This window comes from Candidatus Falkowbacteria bacterium (assembly GCA_026396835.1).
Taxonomy (GTDB): Bacteria; Patescibacteriota; Patescibacteriia; order Patescibacteriales; family Patescibacteriaceae; genus Patescibacterium.
In genome coordinates this window covers 1-17,986 of record JAPLWA010000001.1, presented here as the reverse complement: position 1 = coordinate 17,986, position 17,986 = coordinate 1, and the positions used below count along the sequence as shown (strand labels likewise).

Annotated in this window: 12 protein-coding genes; 11 read left to right on the top strand and 1 reads right to left on the bottom strand. The window is 38.7% G+C overall.

Annotated elements, in window-relative coordinates:
* The first annotated feature begins 16 nt into the window (after positions 1–16).
* Positions 17–253: a 30S ribosomal protein S21 gene (locus tag NTY12_00060; GenBank protein MCX6792411.1), complete on the top strand. Its 237-nt coding sequence runs from the start codon at positions 17–19 to the stop codon at positions 251–253.
* Between the two features lie 47 nt (positions 254–300).
* Here NTY12_00060 and NTY12_00055 read toward each other — a convergent pair whose 3' ends face one another.
* On the bottom strand, positions 301–1,764 hold the full coding sequence (locus NTY12_00055; GenBank protein MCX6792410.1) for a RelA/SpoT family protein: 1,464 nt from the start codon (positions 1,762–1,764) through the stop codon (positions 301–303).
* 73 nt (positions 1,765–1,837) lie between these two features.
* Here NTY12_00055 and NTY12_00050 point away from each other — a divergent pair, with 73 nt between their 5' ends.
* The 10 genes from NTY12_00050 (at position 1,838) to nrdR (ending at position 17,675) form a co-directional block, all read left to right on the top strand.
* On the top strand, positions 1,838–4,522 hold the full coding sequence (locus NTY12_00050; GenBank protein ID MCX6792409.1) for an Ig-like domain-containing protein: 2,685 nt from the start codon (positions 1,838–1,840) through the stop codon (positions 4,520–4,522).
* Positions 4,523–4,527: 5 nt separating this feature from the next.
* Positions 4,528–10,773, top strand: coding sequence for an IPT/TIG domain-containing protein (locus NTY12_00045; protein ID MCX6792408.1), 6,246 nt, complete (start codon positions 4,528–4,530; stop codon positions 10,771–10,773).
* A gap of 20 nt (positions 10,774–10,793) precedes the next feature.
* Positions 10,794–11,312 (top strand): hypothetical protein, encoded by a 519-nt coding sequence (locus tag NTY12_00040; GenBank protein MCX6792407.1) that lies wholly within the window; start codon positions 10,794–10,796, stop codon positions 11,310–11,312.
* 17 nt (positions 11,313–11,329) lie between these two features.
* The gene (locus tag NTY12_00035; protein MCX6792406.1) at positions 11,330–12,661 is read left to right on the top strand and encodes a hypothetical protein; all 1,332 of its coding nucleotides are present in this window, start codon (positions 11,330–11,332) and stop codon (positions 12,659–12,661) included.
* Positions 12,662–12,664: 3 nt separating this feature from the next.
* Positions 12,665–13,087: an rRNA maturation RNase YbeY gene (gene ybeY / locus NTY12_00030; GenBank protein MCX6792405.1), complete on the top strand. Its 423-nt coding sequence runs from the start codon at positions 12,665–12,667 to the stop codon at positions 13,085–13,087.
* Positions 13,084–13,455, top strand: a complete 372-nt coding sequence (locus NTY12_00025) for a diacylglycerol kinase (GenBank protein MCX6792404.1) — start codon at positions 13,084–13,086, stop codon at positions 13,453–13,455. The genes ybeY and NTY12_00025 overlap by 4 nt, the downstream gene beginning before the upstream one ends.
* A 62-nt stretch (positions 13,456–13,517) precedes the next feature.
* On the top strand, positions 13,518–14,777 hold the full coding sequence (ftsA, locus tag NTY12_00020; protein MCX6792403.1) for a cell division protein FtsA: 1,260 nt from the start codon (positions 13,518–13,520) through the stop codon (positions 14,775–14,777).
* A 144-nt stretch (positions 14,778–14,921) separates the two neighbouring features.
* A complete protein-coding gene (gene ftsZ / locus NTY12_00015; GenBank protein MCX6792402.1) occupies positions 14,922–16,094 on the top strand; it encodes a cell division protein FtsZ in 1,173 nt (390 codons plus the stop codon).
* A 447-nt stretch (positions 16,095–16,541) separates the two neighbouring features.
* On the top strand, positions 16,542–17,009 hold the full coding sequence (locus tag NTY12_00010) for a hypothetical protein (protein MCX6792401.1): 468 nt from the start codon (positions 16,542–16,544) through the stop codon (positions 17,007–17,009).
* A 204-nt stretch (positions 17,010–17,213) separates the two neighbouring features.
* A complete protein-coding gene (nrdR, locus tag NTY12_00005) occupies positions 17,214–17,675 on the top strand; it encodes a transcriptional regulator NrdR (protein MCX6792400.1) in 462 nt (153 codons plus the stop codon).
* Positions 17,676–17,986: the final 311 nt, after the last annotated feature.

Below are 17,986 nucleotides of genomic sequence, written 5' to 3'. Positions count from 1 at the left end.
GAAAGTAGGTAAATCCATGGTTGAATTCAAAAGAAAAAAAGGCGAAACATTTGAAAGCTTTTTGCGTCGCTTTAATAAGCGTTTGCAGCAAAGTGGTAGCTTATACGAAGCAAGAAAGAACCGATACCACAAAAAAGAAAAGAATGAAACAGCTAAGCGTAAAAGCGCCTTAATCGGATTAGAACTCCGCGAGAAAAAAGAATATATGCGACGTACTGGCAAGCTCAAAGATGAGCTTATGGGACGTTGGTAATTTATTGATTATAAAACCCTGAACCTTTGCGGTTCAGGGTTTTTGTTTTATTTAAATCCAGGAATAAATCGCTTGATAGTCGCCAGTCTTGACCGTTTGGCGAATTCTTTTATTTTATTTTGAGCACGCCTGGTTTTAACGAATTTTAACCAATCGTAGTTTGGGCCAGCGCGGTTAGAGTCGGTTACAATTTCTACCATATCGCCGTTTTTAAGTGTTGCATCCAGTGCCGCCATGCGTGTATTGATTCTAGCCGAAACGCATTTATTGCCAATATCAGTGTGAACTGAATAGGCAAAGTCGACCGGCGTCGCGTCAGAAGGTAAGTCATAAACATCGCCCTTCGGTGTAAAGACGAAAATTCTATCTTTAAAAATATCTAGTTTTACTTCTTTTAAAAATTCTTGGCTGTTTTTAGCCTCACGTTGTATTTCCATAATTTCCTGTACCCAGTGTGGCGTTTTTTCTTTATTTTCAGAATTCTTTTGTTTGTAATACCAGTGAGCAGAAATTCCATAAAGCGATTCTTCATACATTTCTTTGGTTTTAATTTGAAACTCGGTCGGTCTGCCTTCAGGTCCAAAAACAGTGGTGTGAATACTGCGATAGCCATTTGGTTTAGGTACGGCAATGTAATCTTTAAAACGATTATAATTCGGCTTCCAGATTGAATGAATAATGCCTAGAACCTTGTAACAATCAGCGACAGTGTCAACTACAATACGTAAAGCAAAAACGTCATAGATTTCATCAAACTGACGATTTTTTTCTTGCATCTTTTGCCAGATGCTATATAGATGCTTGAAGCGCCCATCAATTTGATGATTTATTTTTTCAGAACTTAATTTTTTATCAACGGTTTGTTTAATTTGTTCGATGTATTGGTTCAATTCTGCTTTACGTTCAATCTCATATTTATATTCTAATTTTTTATAGTCATCAGGTTGTAAATATTTAAAACAAATATCTTCCATCTGCCAACGTAAACTCCAAATACCAAGTAGTCCGGCAATTGGCGCATAAATTTCTAAAGTTTCTTGAGCAATGCGCTTTTGTTTTTCTTTAGGCAAGGCATCAAGCGTTCTTAAATTATGTAGTCGGTCGGCGAATTTAATTAAAATGACACGTAAGTCCTCAGCCATGGCTAAAAACATTTTGCGTAAACTTTCTCGATAGCGTTTGATGCCGCGATATCTAATTTTGCTTAACTTGGTTATGCCTTCAACTAATTTAGCTACCTCCTCGCCAAAGGTTTTTTTAATATCTTCTAAAGTAGTACTTGTGTCTTCAGGTACATCGTGTAAAAGCCCAGCCATAATAGTAGGTATGTCAGCTCTGATTTGAGATAAGATGAAGGCAGTATTTAGTGGGTGCTGGATATAGAGTTCACCGCTTTTACGCTTTTGGTCGCCATGAGCCGCCAGCGAAAAATCATAAGCTTGGCGGATTAGTTTAGTATCCGCTTCGGGCTGGTTCTTAGAAACTTGTTCTATGATTTGCTCTATTGTCATAATCGTTGCATCGTGGGGAAATAATGTGGTATTATGATTATAAAAGTACTAGCTCAGCTAGTCAAAAAAATACATGAAACAACGCTATTTACGCATTTTAGTCTTTTCCGTCGCTCTTGTAGCGGCTGGTTTATTTTTTCTTCATTCTGTTAATGCCGCTAATCTTAATACCGGGTTAGATTTTGCAGCTCAGACTGGCTTGTCTGGCCAAGATATTAGAATTACGATTGCTAAAATAATTCGCATCATTCTTGGCTTCTTAGGTATCTTGGCAATTGGTTTAACTATGTATGCCGGCTTCTTATGGATGACTTCGGCTGGTAATGAAGAAAAAATTGCTCAAGCAAAGCTTGTTTTGCGTAATGGCGTAATTGGTTTAATAATTATTTTAGCTTCTTTTGGAATTGTATCTTTTATCTTAAGTCGTTTGATGGGTGCAACAGGTAGTGGCGGAGGAAATGGAAACGGTAACGGAAATGAAAATGGGGGAGGCATCGGATCGCTTGGTAACGGAATTGTTAAGAGTGTTTACCCAGAACCGTTTCAAAAAGATGTTCCTCGCAACACTAGTATTGTTGTTAGCTTCCGCGAACCAATTTTAGCTTCAAGTATTTGCGACCTTGTAACAAATGAATCGCCAGCTAAATGTTCGCCTGGCGCTAAAATAAAACCCTTGAGTATCAAGATCTTTAAAACTACGGTAGGCGACAATGCAACAACTAACTTAAACAACGTTACCGTGACTTCGGTTGACAATAAAGTATTTATTTTTAAGCCTGCAGCTCCTAATTATTTGGGCTCGCCAACCGAGGCAACAAATTATACCGTTAAACTTACTCGTGACGTAAAGAGAGCTGACGGCAGTGATGCATTTAAACTCGGGGATTTTTATTGGACCTTTGAGGTTAATAATTTACTAGATTTGACTTCCCCAAAAATTAAGAATCTTGGCGATGGTGGAATGTTCCCAGTGCCTGACAATGAGGCTGATGTTATCAGCGGTGTTCAACAGGCAGTTGCCGCCACTGGATCAATTACTATTAATGGCGCACCAAGCGCCTATCGAGCATCAGGTTTTGATTTACAGCGCTTAGTTCCGCCATTAGACCCCAAAAAAGCCTCAGTTAGTGGAACAAATCGTTGTTCAGACGGCAGCGTAACTGTTTCAATATTAACCAACGGAATAAGTGCTCGTTTGGGCTATAGTCAGCCTGGTTTACTGCCAGCTGACGTAAATATTATAAACAATAAAATTGATATTACTCCTTGTGGTATTAGTTTGTCCTTGGAAGCTGGCTTTAAGGCTGGTCATAGCTGGAGAATTGATGTAGTAGCAGAAAAAAGTTCTGATAAGTTAACGGTTGGTTCAAGGGTTTACTCTTTTGTAAGCTCTAATCCAGGAGCCGGTCAGATTTTAGTTGGTGCTAATAATGATATTACAGCGCAAAACATCGCTGACGCTATTGACCTTATTCACCCTGAAGTTGAAATCGATTCAGTTAGCGGTAAGCTTATCAATATAAAAGCTAAGGTTGCCGGTAGCTCTGGTAATAGCATCGGACTCTCAACAACTAATCAGGTTGCAATTGCTTTAGGTCAGATGCATGGCGGAAGAGATCTATCAAATACTTACAAAGTTAAAGACAAGCAAGATCAACCTAAAAATACTGTTATACAAATCAACTTTAATGAGGCTGTTAATCCATTAATGGTGTCAGGCACTAGCTCTGAGGTAAAAGATAATTTAAGAGTTGTAAATATTGGAACAAAAGAAAAGCCAGCCTTAGCTGGCGGAGCAGACTGCGTCGGTAATGATGTTTGTCGCTCATATAAGTGCACAGCTGGAAAATGTGAAGGTGACCAGATAGCTGGAAGCTTTACTATTTCAAATCAATACAGAACAGTTGAATTTACATCAGACGTTAAGTGTGGTGTAAATGGCTGTGGAGAAAATATTTATTGTTTGCCAGCTAATAGCAATTTAAAAGTTGAAATGAAGGCGGCCAGTCTTAAAGCTTGTACTTCGAATAATGATTGTACTTTTGCGCCTTTTGGTATCTGTGATAATAATGTTTGTAAAGATTCAACAACCGGTAAAAATTATCCGACTGCTCCAAGTCTAAATGGTATTGTTGATTTAGCAGATAATTCTTTAGACGGAAATCGTAATGATAATCCTCAGGGCCAGGCTGATTTCTATGATGAAAATAAAACCCCGCAAGATAATTCTGGTCGCGGTGATAATTACCTTTTGTCTTTTTGGGTTAGTGATCGGCTTGATTTGTCTCCGCCAACAATCACCTCAACAAGTGTTAGTAATAATCACCCCGGGGTTAATTTAACTGAAGCGATTGAAATTATTTTTTCAAAGTTAATGATGTCCTCTAGTTTAAGCACCGGAACAATTACAGTTAACAATGGTACTGAAGATGTCGTTCATAAATTAATTAATTTATGGAGCTTAGCTAATAATCCAATCGGTTATTGGATTGGTAAAGAAGATCGCGACATTGTTCCTTTGGATGGCCAACCTGATAGAACCAGTGCCTTCTTAAATCATGGGTCATTTAGTGACTCAACAGAATATCAAGCTCAAGTTGGATCAGGTGTTAAGGATATTTATCAGAATTGCTACAAACCATCTACTGGTCCAAACTGCGCAGCAAATCCTCTGCAGCCTTCTTGTTGCCGAGAGAAAGTAGCTCCCTATAACTTAGTTCCAACTACAAACCTTACTCCTGACGGTAATTGCCCATAGTTTATATGAATAGATTAAATAAAAAATTTGTATTCGCATCTCTTGCTTTAATTCTTACAGCAGGAGCTTTATGGTTTTTTATTGGTTCAAATCTAGTTCACGCTCAAGGCTTAGATACTGGGATAAACTATGTTAACGGGACTGGCTTGTCTAATCAGGATCCAAGAGTAGCGATTGCAAATATAATAAGAATCATTTTAGGCTTTTTAGGCGTATTAGCGTTGGGCTTAATAATGTATGCTGGTTTTATTTGGATGACGGCTAAGGGTGAAGAAGAAAAAATAGAGAATGCTAAAAAAATCATGATTGGCGCCGTAATTGGCTTGGTAATAGTGTTAGCTTCTTTCGGAATTGCTTCATACATAATAAGTCGTTTATCAGGTGCAACAGGCGGGGGATCTGGTAGTGGTTCGTGTAGCCCGGCTTGTTCTTCTGGTCAGTATTGTTGTAATAATTCTTGTCAGGCTACGCCATGTAACAACATTGGTGGTGGAAACAATGCTTTTCTTGTCACAGGAACAACGCCAGCTCATCAAGCAGTTAGCGTTCCTCGTAACGCAGTAATTCGTTTTCGCTTTAATAGTGGCGTCCGTCAGCCTTCGGTAACTAATTCTAATTTTACAATAGTTAGCGGCGGCACCGGAATTGATGGCGTAAGGTCAGCTAGTGGAAATTATGTTGAATTTGTTCCAACTGCTGCTTGTGATACACCAAATGAAACTCTAAAATGTTTTCCAAAAAATGCTACTATTTCTGCCGAAGTAAAAAGTGGCAGCTCTGGTATAATTAGTGTTGACGGTAAAGAGTTGGTTTGCGGCGGCACCTCTCGCTGTTTGTTAGATTTTACAACCGGTGAAATAGTTGATACTGATGCGCCGAAGGTAAACATTACCAGTCAACAAGTTTGTGCTGCTTCTGACAATACGCTCAAGGCAAGTAGTACTGATAATTATGGTGTTTCTAAAATTGATTTTTATGTAGCCGATAATTTAATTGGCTCAAGTATAAATAATTCCAATCCGTTTGTTGGCAGTCCTTACAATGCTGAAACGCCTTGGAACTCAAATGGTTTTACGGTTGGCCAATCAGTTAAGTTGAAGGCTACAGCTTTTGATCTTGATACTAATAGTGCAACTGCTGAAAAAACAATTAAATTATCAGCCGCTCACTGTTGTAATGGAACTCAAGATGAAGATGAAACTGGTAAAGACTGTGGTGGCAAAGATTGTTTGTCTTGTACTGGACAAGCCTGTGCTGCTGATATTGGTCAACCAAAACAATGTTCTGATACTTTATGCCAATCTGGTTTCTGTAATGCTTCTGGCACCACAGCGGAAGATTGTACTAATGCTGGTTATCCAATCGGCACAACTAGCTGTTGTGTTTGTAAATCACGTCCAGTAATTGATTGGGTGAGCCCAGCCGGTGGCTTTTGTTCAAACAAGCCAGACACTCCTTGTCGTCAGTCAACTGAAGCTAAAGACTGCGGCACGAATGCTGCTTGTGATTTAGGTACACCAAATGGTAACGCAGGAAACTTTATAACTATTGCTGGTTCTGGCTTTGGTACTACACGCGGTAAAGTTTTTATTGCTGGTGTTCAAGTTAAACTAGCAGATGATGTAGGTGAGGGGAATCCAGCTTGCAACACCTCAGCTTGGAGAGATAATCAAATTATTGCTATTGTTCCGGCTGGTAGTAATAATGGAGTAATCTCTATTGAAACATCGACGGGAGCCAAAGATACAACTGATGATGCTTATGGCGCATTAATTAATGATTTTAAAACTAATACGATCGATCGACCTGGCGTATGTGCGCTTACACCTGCTAAAGGAAAAATAAATGATTCCGTTCAGTATGCTGGTATTAAATTAACTGCTTCAGAAGCATATTACGGTAATCTATCTAATAATGTTAAAGCTTTAGTTTCAAATTTTACTGCACCTAAGCAAGGCACAGCAACTGTTCCAAATATTAATTCCGGCGCTACCACCACCTTTGTTCTTAAAGATTCTATTGAAAGTAATTTTTTGCCATTTACTAAAGACAATGAGCCATATGAAGGTCCTGTTATAGTCTCCGTTGAACCAATTACTGGTCCTGTTGGCCAGTATGTTACAGTTCGTGGTTCAGGATTTGGTTCTAGCCGTTCGACTAGCAAAGTTTTCTTCGGAACATCATCAAGCGGTGTAGAAGCTGATTACGCTTTCCCTGATATTTGTGCCCAAAGTATTTGGAGCGATAATCAGGTTGTAATTAAGGTGCCTAAGGGCGTCGCCGTAAATTCAGATTATAAGATAACTCTACAGCGCAGCGGTTTTGCTGATGCTGATTCAAATGATCAAAATTTTTCTACTGTTGCTGGAACACCAAATCCTGGTGTTTGTCGTTTACAGCCATCTTTAGGTCAGACTAATAGTCCGGTAATGCTCTGGGGAGAATATTTTGGGAACAAAGATGTCAATAGTGCGATTCGTTTTTACAATAATGTAAGTCAACAGGGTGGAGCTGTTACTTTTTGGAATATTGATGAAACCGCCTCGGGTATCAAGCCGTGGAAGGTTATCACAACTGTTCCTAAGGATGCTCAAACTGGTCCAGTTGTATTGTTAAATTCAAAAATAAGTAATGCCCTAAATTTTATTGTTGGTAGCTGTACAAAAGATGCTGACTGCGGTAGCGAGATTGGTACAACTTGCTGTGCAGCTGGATTACCAGAAGCTGGTAAATGTAAAGTTAAGCCAAATGAATGTTATGGCTCGGTTGCTACTAGCGTTTATGAGTGGAGTTTCTCAACTGGTAATCAATCAGCCTGTGCTGCTGATCAGCAAAGGTGCGGTACGGTTTGTTGTTCTGGGGCTTGCGATCCTAAGGTGCCAAATAAATGTCTAAAATGTTTGTCGGGTATGAATGAATGCGGCGATGGTAACTGCTGTAATATGGGCTGCCAAGGAAATCCGAGCCACTGTCCAGATCCAGTTTCTTGTTCAGGCTATTCCTATAATCAATGTTTAGAGGGCTATTATTGTCCTAATTCACCAGGTCTTTGCTCACCTTATCCCGGGACTGGTAATCCAATTGAAACTGGAGACTGCAGCGACGATGCCTGCTTGGCTAAGGCTGGCTGTAAGAATAAAACGGGTGGTAATATTTGCCATTATGATGCTGCGCTTAATCGCTGTGTACAAAATAATACTGATTCCTGTAAAAAGACCGAGTTAGTTGATTCTTTAGGAAGAACAATTAAGGTAAATAACCAGCCAGTAACTGGACAGTGTGGTCCCTATAGTGGTTCTAACCATTGGTATATTAATCATACTCAATCATGTCCTACAGGATGGGTTCGTTCAACAAGTAATATTTGTGTTGATAATACAGATATTAATGGTAAGTGTACTAAGTGTGCTAGCCCTTTTTCTTGTCAGCTGTCAGGTAAGCTGGGAACCTGCGCTATTAACGAAACAATTTGTTCTAGTGGCTCTACCTGTAATAGCACAAATAAAAAGTGTGAGAAAAAAGATACAGGTAAATGTGATTGCTGCTGTCGTAAGACTAATTCTAATGAGGATTGTTGTAGCGATTTGACGGGCTTAACTTGCGAGGGAAGCTGTGGTTCTCAAGACAAGAATCTCGGTGTCTGTACGGGATGCGTGGTCAATGGTGTGCCAGATGATGGAATTTGTAACGTTTGTGCGACTGGTAAATATTGTGACGCTGCCGCAAGTCCACGCGGCGTTTGTAACGACTGTTCATCTATTACAGATCCAACAGAGTGCTCTAAACATGAACAATGCTGTGTTGATGGAAAAAATAATAATAAGTGTACTAGCGTAGTCAAAAATGGTACGCGTTTTCAGGAGGTTGGTGGTCCAGTTGGTGGTGGCCTATTCTTCTGCGCATACTATAACTGTGCCAATACTTACCCAAATACTTGTAAGGGGGTTGCTGAGAAAGTTGGTGTTTATAATGTTTTAAATACTTGCAACCAGTCCTGTGCTACGGAACCGATTAAGTGTGGCAGAGGTGGAAATAATGAACAGTGTACTGATGATTACTGCCCTGGTGTATTGCGATGTGATATTAAAACTTGTGAATGCAAAACAAATGATCCAGGTCCTGGTGAGCCATGTAAAGACCCGCTGGGTAATTGTCATGGAACATGTACCAGCGGTTATCAATGCATGCTGCCGACGGCCTATAATGCTGGCAATGGTATAGATGCTAGCGGTTCGCAAGATACGTGTCGCTGTTGTTGTAAACCAACTGTTAATCCAGGAGATAAAGATTCTTGTAAAGCAATTAATGATAATTTAAGCTGCTTGCCTGATAAGGAACCGTGCACTAGCCCAGCCAGGGAAAGAGGTTTGTGCTGTGGTTGTTCTAGAGATGACCAATGCGGCGACGTTGCCACAACTGGCTGTAGTACAGTTGATCGTTGTTGTAGAACTAGACCGACAGTTGAAAGCCGCACACCAGAGGTTAATTCGACTAATGTTTGCCGAAACACTGTTATTGAGGCGGTTTTTGATCAAAAAATGGATATGACTAGTTTTAGCGATAATGTTTTCTTGATTGGTGATTACAACAAACTATGTTCAGATTATGGCTATAGCACGGTTGCTCGAGCTCAACAATCCACGACTGGACTAGCTTCAATTGTTCATTCGTTTAAAGGCTTACTCGTTAAAGTATTTCCTTCTCTACTCACTAAATCAGCCTTTGCTGACTTTGGTCATCTTTGCTATGTTACCGGTTCTGTTGTTGCTTCTGACACTATTTCAAATAAATCAAAAGTTTCTTTCCGTCTCACTAAGGCGCTTGATCAAAATATTAATTATTATCTTGTTCTTAAAGGTGATCCAGATTTAGCTTCTAATGAACAAAATAAAGATTTTTATAACGCAAATATTGGCAGTGCTTACAAGATTGGTATGACTGGTGCAGTTAAAAGACCAGCCGTAAATCAATTCAACACAACTATTTTTGATAATGCTGAAATTTGGACTTTCTCCACAGGAGAAGATGTTTGTAAACTTGAAAAAGTTGGTGTTAATCCAGCGTTTCAATTATTCCAGCGCTCTGGGCAGGAAGCCATTTTAGAAGCCGAGGCTTTAGATAAAAACAATTCTCCAATTCAACCGATTGCAACTTTTTATGCCTGGGATTGGAACTGGGTATCTGACAACAAAGATGTAGCGACAGTTCAACAGGGTGGAATAGGCGAAGAATATAAAGCTACTGCTAAAGCTGGATCTAAGCAAGACGCACAAACACTGGCTCGAGCTAAAGCCACTATTACGATTGATACTGCTAATAAGCCTTCAACAAAGGGTCAATCTCGCGAGGGGACTGCTTTGCTGAGAGTTTTCTTATGTGAGAATCCATGGCCAGTCTTTTATTCTGATCCACCTTTCCCACCAGGGTATTCTTGGCCATGGAAAGATGCCGCTAGTGGCATAGAATTTTACTATTGTCGTGATAAGTCTGGCGTAGGAACAATTGATGATTTACCAGCTCTAACCAACCCACCAATTACTAGGGATGCCGCTAGAAAAATATGTATGTTTGGTGGCAACGCGGGAAGAACTTGTAGCTCCGATGTTAACTGTAATAATTTATCTGGTAGCTGTTTACCGGAAGTGCTAAAAGAATTTTTCTTCTTCAGGGAAACTGAGCCAGGTATTCCTGAGATTAATGGCTCAGCTGATCCTTTAGGACAGAAGGTTACTCTAAGCTGGGATCCAACGCCTAACTCGGCCAATGGTTATAAGGTTTACTATGGTTTAAGCTCTGGTCAGTATGTGTATACTGTTAATGTACCGGCAGGCAATACTAAGATTACTAGAACAATTGACGGCCTAGTTAATGGTTTAAATTATTACTTTGCAGTCACCGCTTTATCTGACAAGAACCAGGAAAGTATTTTCTCTAATGAAAAAGTATTAAAGCCAGCAGACACAACTCCACCAGCCGCCCCTAAACTAAACGCCACTGGAGGGGACAAAAAGATTTCCTTGAGCTGGGATGCTGTTCCTGAGGCTACAAGATATATTGCTTATCTGGGTCTAATCTCAAAAGATTATTCAACGAGCACTCAGACGATTACAACTAAAGCAACCTTTAATGGTTTGAATAACGGGACAACATATTATGTTTCCGTGAAGGCGGTTGATCAATATGGAAATTTTAGTGCTCCATCTGATGAAAAATCAGTTTTAGTTACTCCCGCTGGCTCTATTGGTAACTAGTTCTAAAGAGTATATTTAATATGTTGGATAACAATAGTAATTCACGCTTAAATCAAATGATGTCCGAAGCTAATAATGGCAGCGGAGAGAATTTTAAGTTGGGCATAATTTTAATTTCAATATTAATTATAGTTTTAGCAATTATTTTTGGTGTATATCTTTTTAGATCAAAAGAAATTACTAAGTATGTTGATAATACCGCGGTCAATCAAGAAGATAATAATGGTTCTATTGTCGATCGCGTTTTAGGAACCGTTAAGGTTGATACAAATAATAATCAAGACTCTGATAAAGATGGTTTGTCAGATCAAGAGGAGGCCACAGTTTATAAAACAGATCCTCAAAAAATAGATACTGATGGAGATGGCTTAAGCGACAGAGAAGAAGTTAAGGTGTATAAAACTGATCCATTAAAGATTGATACTGATGGCGATGGTATGAGCGATGGACAAGAGATTAAATTACGTCGCAACCCACTTGATGCTAATCCAAGCGCCGAGTGGCCACCGCGTCCAAATGATTTATCAACAAAAAAATAATTATTAATTATTGAATTATGTTCAACCAACAGCAACTACAGCAAGCTGGCTCCGGCCTACCTAATATTGATCCTACTAACGAAGCAAAATCAGCTCCGAAGACTAGTGAACAATCAGCTGTGACAAAACCTGCACTTGAGAATACGGATATTTATTATATGCCTGAGAATTTTCAAAAAAACAATCAAGTAGCAGGCCATAATATAAATGTGTCGGGCGTTGTTGTTTTGATTCTAGGTATTTTATTTTTAATAATTTTGGGAGGAGGTTTGTATATTTATTTGATTCAGCCTGATCTATTGAGTAATATTTTCAGTGGTTCTAAATCAAACCAAAATACAACCGAAACCGCAATTCCAACAGAAACAGTTAAGCCAGTCACTCCCGTAATAGAAACAAGTGTTCGTCCGATAGGATCGCCAAAAGATGTCTATCTGGCTTTTCGTAGCGAATTAGAGCTGGCTGATACGGTTGATAAGTATTTAGCGGTTTTTGTAAGATATGGAACAGCTGCTAAGCAAGCTAATTTAAATAGTCAGAAAGCTAATTTAGACTCAGTTGGAGGCCAGGGTGATATTTTAGCAGCTTTGCGCGGAACTCTAGTTCCGGTGCTTGATGGCACGGAGAATATAAGCGAGAACATAACAGACCAGAAGGCTATTTTGACAGTCTCGAAGACCAGCGGTCGAAGTATAGGGACCATTACACTTTTGCCTGAAAATGGTCAGTGGAAAATATCAGATGAAAGTTGGGCGGAGAGCATTAATAATAGTGAAACTGAAAATAGTACCCCAACTGCCTCAGCTGATGATGATCAGGATGGACTAAGTAATTTAGAAGAAACTCTCTTGGGGACGAATCTTAAAATCGCTGATTCTGATGGTGATAATTATAAGGACGCTGAAGAATTTAATAATGGTTATAATCCAGCAGGTGCTGGCAAGCTATCAGCTAATGCGAGTCTGGGAACCTATTTAAATACAACCTTTAATTTTAGTTTGTTGTATCCTGTTAAGTGGGATAGAACAATCGCTTCAACCGATGATTCTGTAATCTTTACGGCTCCGAATAAACAGTTTATTCAAATTTTGGTACAACCAAATTCTAATCAGGAAGACATCGTAAATTGGTATCGATCAACCTTCAATGTTGTGACCGTACCTAATAATCAATTGGTTATTAATGAAACCTGGGACGGTGTTAAGACAACTGACGGATTAACAACGTATCTAACAAATAAGGACAAGAGCTATATATTTGTAATAACTTATAATCTTGGGTCAACAAAAGTTTTAGATTACAAAAATATTTTTGATATGATGGTTCGTAATCTAAAACTAGGCGCCTAATCTATGGCCATTGAAATTGCTAATCAGACTAGAAGCAATATTAACCGTTCGCTCATTGAGCGAGCGGTTAAAAAAGTTCTTAAGTTTGCTAAGCAAGAAGGTAATGTCTCTGTTGTAATAGTAGGGGATGCGGCAATGCAGAAATTAAACAAACTATACCGAAGCAAAAATAAGCCAACTGATGTTCTTTCCTTTTCAGAAGCCGATAGTCAATTTCCTGATAATACTTTTATTGGGGAAATAGTGATTGATTGGTTGCAGATAAAAAGACAGGCTAAGATTCTGAAGCATTCAGCGGCCTGGGAATTAGCTTTTATTGTTATTCATGGCATGCTTCACCTGATTGGTTATGAAGACGAAACAAAAAGGGGTGCCTTAGAGATGGAGCGTTTAGGTAATAATTTAATTAAAAAAATTACTATATGAATTCCGCCCAACGTTTTCTAAAAAGTGTTAATTTTGCAGGTCGTGGCATAGCTAAGGCTTGGCATGATGAGCCTAATTTTCGTTGGGAAATTATTACGGCCTTTATTGTAATTTTATCAGCCTTGTTGCTAAAGGTAGATTTTATTGGCGTGGCTGTAATAATATTGACTTGTTCAATGGTTATTGCTTTAGAGCTGATTAACACCATGATTGAATTGATTAGTGATGTTTTAAAGCCTCGATTGGATCAGTATGTGAAATACATTAAGGATTTAACCGCGGCGGCGGTCGCCGTAGCTGCTGTGGGCTCGATTGGCGTGGCACTTTTCTTGCTATTACCGCCAATCATTAATTTACTATGGCAGTAATTAATGATTCTTGGTATAATAAAGTAGCTTTTTTATTTTATTACTTCAGTCTTTGATATTTTATGAACGAAAAATTAATTGCCGGACTTGATATTGGCTCCTCTGAGATCAGATTAGTCGTTGGTCAGCGAGTTGATACAGATGCAGGACAAAAAATTCAAATTATTGGTGCCGTTGCAATGCCTTCTGAAGGTGTTAGCAAAGGTATTATAAACAGCATTGAAGATACTACGGCATCCATCTCCGCCGTACTTGAAAAAACTGAACGCCTTTTGGGAGCTCCGATTTCTAATGTTTGGGTTGGTATTAATGGACCAAATCTAAAATGTCAGTCTAGCCGCGGCGTCGTTGCCGTGAGCCGTTCGGATAGTGAAATAAATCAAGAAGATGTGCAGCGCGTTATTGAGGCCGCACAAGCTTTAGCTGTTCCACCGAACTATGAGATTCTTCATGTTATTCCTTCTAAGTTTATTGTTGACTCTCAGGAAGACATAAAAAATCCCGTAGGTATGACTGGTATTAGGTTAGAGGTTGTGGCTTTGATTATTCAAAACCTTTCTAGTCAAATCAAGAACCTAACAAAAGCAATTTACCATACTGGTCTAAGTATTGATGATTTAGTTTTCTCGCCTCTAGCCGCTTCTAACGTGGTTGTAACAAGCAAGCAAAAAGAACTAGGCGTGGCTATTGTTAATATTGGCTCGGCTACTACTAGCTTAGCTGTTTTTGAAGAGGGTGAGTTGTTACACGCCGCAGTTTTGCCAATTGGTTCAGCTCACATCACTTCTGACATCGCGATTGGTCTTCGTTGCCCAATTAATTTGGCTGAAAAAATAAAAGTTCGCTACGGCAGTGCTCGCTCTGATCAATTCTCCAAGAAAGATGAAATCGATATTTCTGATTTGGTTCAGGAAGAGAATTTGACTGATGAAATTACTGTTATTTCTCAACGTTACGTTTCTGAAATTATTGAAGCTCGCGTTGAAGAAATATTTGAGAAGATTGATGCTGAGCTTAAAAAGATTGACCGCAGTGGAATGCTACCAGCTGGTGTTTGTTTGATTGGTGGTGGTTCAAAACTATCTGATATTGTTGAAGTTGCCAAAAAGAAATTACGTTTGCCGGCCTCAGTTGGGACTAATCGCACCGTCGCTACGGTCGTTGATAAAGTTAATGATCTTGAATATTTAACAGCTCTTGGTTTAATCTCTTGGGGAGAACAGTTGACCAAGTTCCAGCCTAGTGGTAATTTCTTGAGTAAATTACCTTTGCAAAAAACTATGGATAAAATTAGAAATATTTTCTCTGCCTTAAAGCCATAAGTTTTTGCTGTACACAAATCTTGTACTAACTGCTTGCTATTTAGTTTTTCGCGAACTATAATAATAGTAAGCAGTTTTTTGATTTTGCAAAAGCAAAATCATCCCGAGCTTGTCTCGGGATTACATAATTTAAACATTATTCATATGGCCGAAGTTAAACCATTAGTTGAGAGTTTTGCCAAAATAAAAGTCATTGGTGTTGGTGGATCTGGTGGTAGCGCTTTAAACCGGATGATTGATTCTGGTATTAAAGGCGTTGAGTTTATTGCAATTAATACTGATGTCCAAGCCTTGCATTACAATAAGGCAACTAAGAAAATTCATATTGGTAAAAATATTACTCGCGGTTTAGGTGCCGGTATGAATCCTGACCTCGGTCGTCAAGCAGCTGAAGAAGCACAGAATGAAATTCGTGATGCTTTGAAAGATGCTCATATGGTTTTTGTAACTTGTGGTTTGGGCGGTGGTACTGGAACAGGTGCTTCACCAATCGTAGCTGAACTAGCTCGCGACATTGGTGCTTTAACTGTGGCGGTTGTAACTCGTCCCTTTGCTTTTGAAGGTGCACAACGAAGACAAGTAGCTGATCGTGGACTTGCTGAATTAACTGACAAGGTTGATACGATTATTACTATTCCAAACGATAAAATTTTGCAGGTGATTGAAAAGAAAACTTCTATCCTTGATGCCTTTATGGTAGTTGATGAAGTTTTGCGTCAGGGTGTTCAGGGTATTTCAGAATTAATTACTATTCCAGGTTTGATCAACGTCGACTTTAACGATGTTAAAGCTGTTATGTCTGGTGCTGGTTCTGCTTTGATGGGTATTGGTCAAGCTAGCGGTGAAAATAAAGCAATTGAAGCTGCTAAGATGGCTATCAATTCTCCATTACTTGAAATGTCGATCGAAGGCGCTCGTGGAATTCTCTTTACTATTGTTGGTGGTGCTGGTTTAACTATGCATGAAGTAAATGAAGCCGCTAAGATTATTACTTCATCCGCTGACGAAGATGCCAAGATTATTTTCGGAGCTGTTATTGATCCTAAGTTTAAGGATGAGATTAAGATTACGGTTGTAGCAACCGGCTTTAATGGCAGTAAGCGTCCGATCGGAACTTCTTCGGTTGCTCCTGATAGAAGCTATAGCCCAACACCATTTATTGAAGAAACAGAGGAACATCGTCAGCCAGTCAGTAAATCAAAAGCTTCGGCTTTAAAGATTGCTCAGGCTGAGCCAGCTATTAAAAAGGCTAGTTCTGAAGAAGAAGATGATGATGAGCTATCGATTCCTACTTTTATTAGAAAGAAGATGATGTGACACGCAAGTGTCATCCTGAACTTGTTTCAGGATCCATTATTACTTAGAAATATTTAATGCTACTAGTAAGTTTTTTACTGGTTGTATTTTTTTGCATTAGTTAAATAATTAAAACATATTTATCTCTAACGCTGCCGCGGGGCTTGCTTTTGTAACCAAAAGCAACAAAAGTTTTGGGGTCTTCAATTCGCTATTATCATTGTTCACCTTTTATATCGCCAATCATGGCGCTCAATTCAGCCCCCAAACCCCTTGGTTCGTTAAAGATCCTAGCAACTATTAAGTTATAAAATTTAAAACAAAAGTGTTTTATTTAGTTGTCCCTCTGAGTGGGGGTGGGATCGTTGACTTTGGTAGTAAATTATGCTAATTTAGCCTTGTAATAAATAGTTTTTTCAAAATTTAAAAGGGTCATAATGAACCCACTCTGAAAGGAGAAATCACGCCATGTTAAAGAAAAGCACAATTTTTTGGGATAAATCTTTAAATAATAGGTTAAAAGGTTTAGAATCAAAGAAATTAAAGGTAGAAATATGCAAATGCATAGAAAGATATCTTATCCCTATAAAAATAATAGAAAATTCAGCACTAGTTTTAAAACTAGGCTCAAATGAGAAAGTCGGTAATAATCTTTTAGAAAATGAAGTTATAAAACTTCTTCCTCGAAAAAATTGGGAATTTTTATTAGAGGAGCTGGTGAGATTGGAAACGGTTATTTTTTGTAGTGGGCCGGTGACTGATGGTCTGAAAGCTGAAAATCATAGCATAGTTTTTTCTGTAAATTTTTTTTCAAAAGAAGGCGAAATTTTTAGCTTTTCATATTATTATTTCGAGGGAGTACCTAAGATTAGGCATTATAGTATAATGCCAGGGGTAGCGGTCAGATGTTTTACTGCTGCAGGTTCTATTATCTAAAGTTCTCTGTTTTAATATTAATAGCGTTAACTCAGTAAATTGAGGGAACGCTATTTTTTCTTGACTTTTATTCTATATCTGATAGGATTCATTTATAAATTAAGGGTTACTTACTACTACTGTGATAAAAAAATATTGTCTAAAACAAAACATCCTGTCTCAAGCCTAGCGGCTTGTTGCGGATGTTTTTTGTTATAAAGATTTATGAAATGCCCGGTTTGTTATTTTGCTGATACTAAAGTAGTTGATTCACGAGCCGCCGCTGATGGTTTGTCTATTAGGCGTCGCCGAGAATGCTTGAAATGCAGTTTTCGTTTTTCTACTTATGAAGAAGTGGAAATTCTTGATTTAACAGTTATTAAAAGAGATGGTCGTAAAGAAAGTTATAATCGAGAAAAGTTGATTAAAGGTTTACGCCGAGCTTTTGAGAAAAGACCTATTACTGATGAGCGTTTTAAAAAGTTAGTTAGTTTGATTGAAAGAGATATTCAGGCCTTGCGTAAGAGCGAAATAATTTCTGAACAGGTTGGTCAAATCGTTATGAAACAGTTAAAGAAAATTGATCAAGTAGCTTACATTCGTTTCGCTAGCGTGTACCAGTCATTTAAGGATGCTCAGACTTTTAAGAGAGAGTTAAACAAATTAATAAATTCCAAAAAGAAGTAACGGAAATTCAGCGACGAGTTCACTAATTTTGCCCCAATGCTTGTCTAGCCGTTTTTCGCGGTTAGTATGAAAACCGCCAGCAATAAGCTGGCGGTTTCTTTCTTGCCCGCTACGCGGGCTAAGTCGGTAGTGGAAGTCTTGGCATTTCTACTTGGTGATGTTGTTGGTTGAGAACATAGCGTTGAATAGTCATTTCATCTAAACCCACGGTAGAAACATAGTAGCCACGGCACCAGAAACTACCAGGTGGTATTTTCTTGGTTTTCTTTTTTAACCAGTGCGAAGATTTACCCTTCATAATTCCCACGATG

Coding starts and splice junctions, on each gene's coding strand:
- NTY12_00045 (MCX6792408.1), top strand. CDS start 4,528: ATGAATAGATTAAATAAAAAATTTGTATTCGCATCTCTTGCTTTAATT.
- nrdR (MCX6792400.1), top strand. CDS start 17,214: ATGAAATGCCCGGTTTGTTATTTTGCTGATACTAAAGTAGTTGATTCA.
- NTY12_00050 (MCX6792409.1), top strand. CDS start 1,838: ATGAAACAACGCTATTTACGCATTTTAGTCTTTTCCGTCGCTCTTGTA.
- ybeY (MCX6792405.1), top strand. CDS start 12,665: ATGGCCATTGAAATTGCTAATCAGACTAGAAGCAATATTAACCGTTCG.
- NTY12_00035 (MCX6792406.1), top strand. CDS start 11,330: ATGTTCAACCAACAGCAACTACAGCAAGCTGGCTCCGGCCTACCTAAT.
- NTY12_00060 (MCX6792411.1), top strand. CDS start 17: ATGGTTGAATTCAAAAGAAAAAAAGGCGAAACATTTGAAAGCTTTTTG.
- NTY12_00025 (MCX6792404.1), top strand. CDS start 13,084: ATGAATTCCGCCCAACGTTTTCTAAAAAGTGTTAATTTTGCAGGTCGT.
- NTY12_00040 (MCX6792407.1), top strand. CDS start 10,794: ATGTTGGATAACAATAGTAATTCACGCTTAAATCAAATGATGTCCGAA.
- NTY12_00055 (MCX6792410.1), bottom strand. CDS start 1,764: ATGACAATAGAGCAAATCATAGAACAAGTTTCTAAGAACCAGCCCGAA.
- NTY12_00010 (MCX6792401.1), top strand. CDS start 16,542: ATGTTAAAGAAAAGCACAATTTTTTGGGATAAATCTTTAAATAATAGG.
- ftsZ (MCX6792402.1), top strand. CDS start 14,922: ATGGCCGAAGTTAAACCATTAGTTGAGAGTTTTGCCAAAATAAAAGTC.
- ftsA (MCX6792403.1), top strand. CDS start 13,518: ATGAACGAAAAATTAATTGCCGGACTTGATATTGGCTCCTCTGAGATC.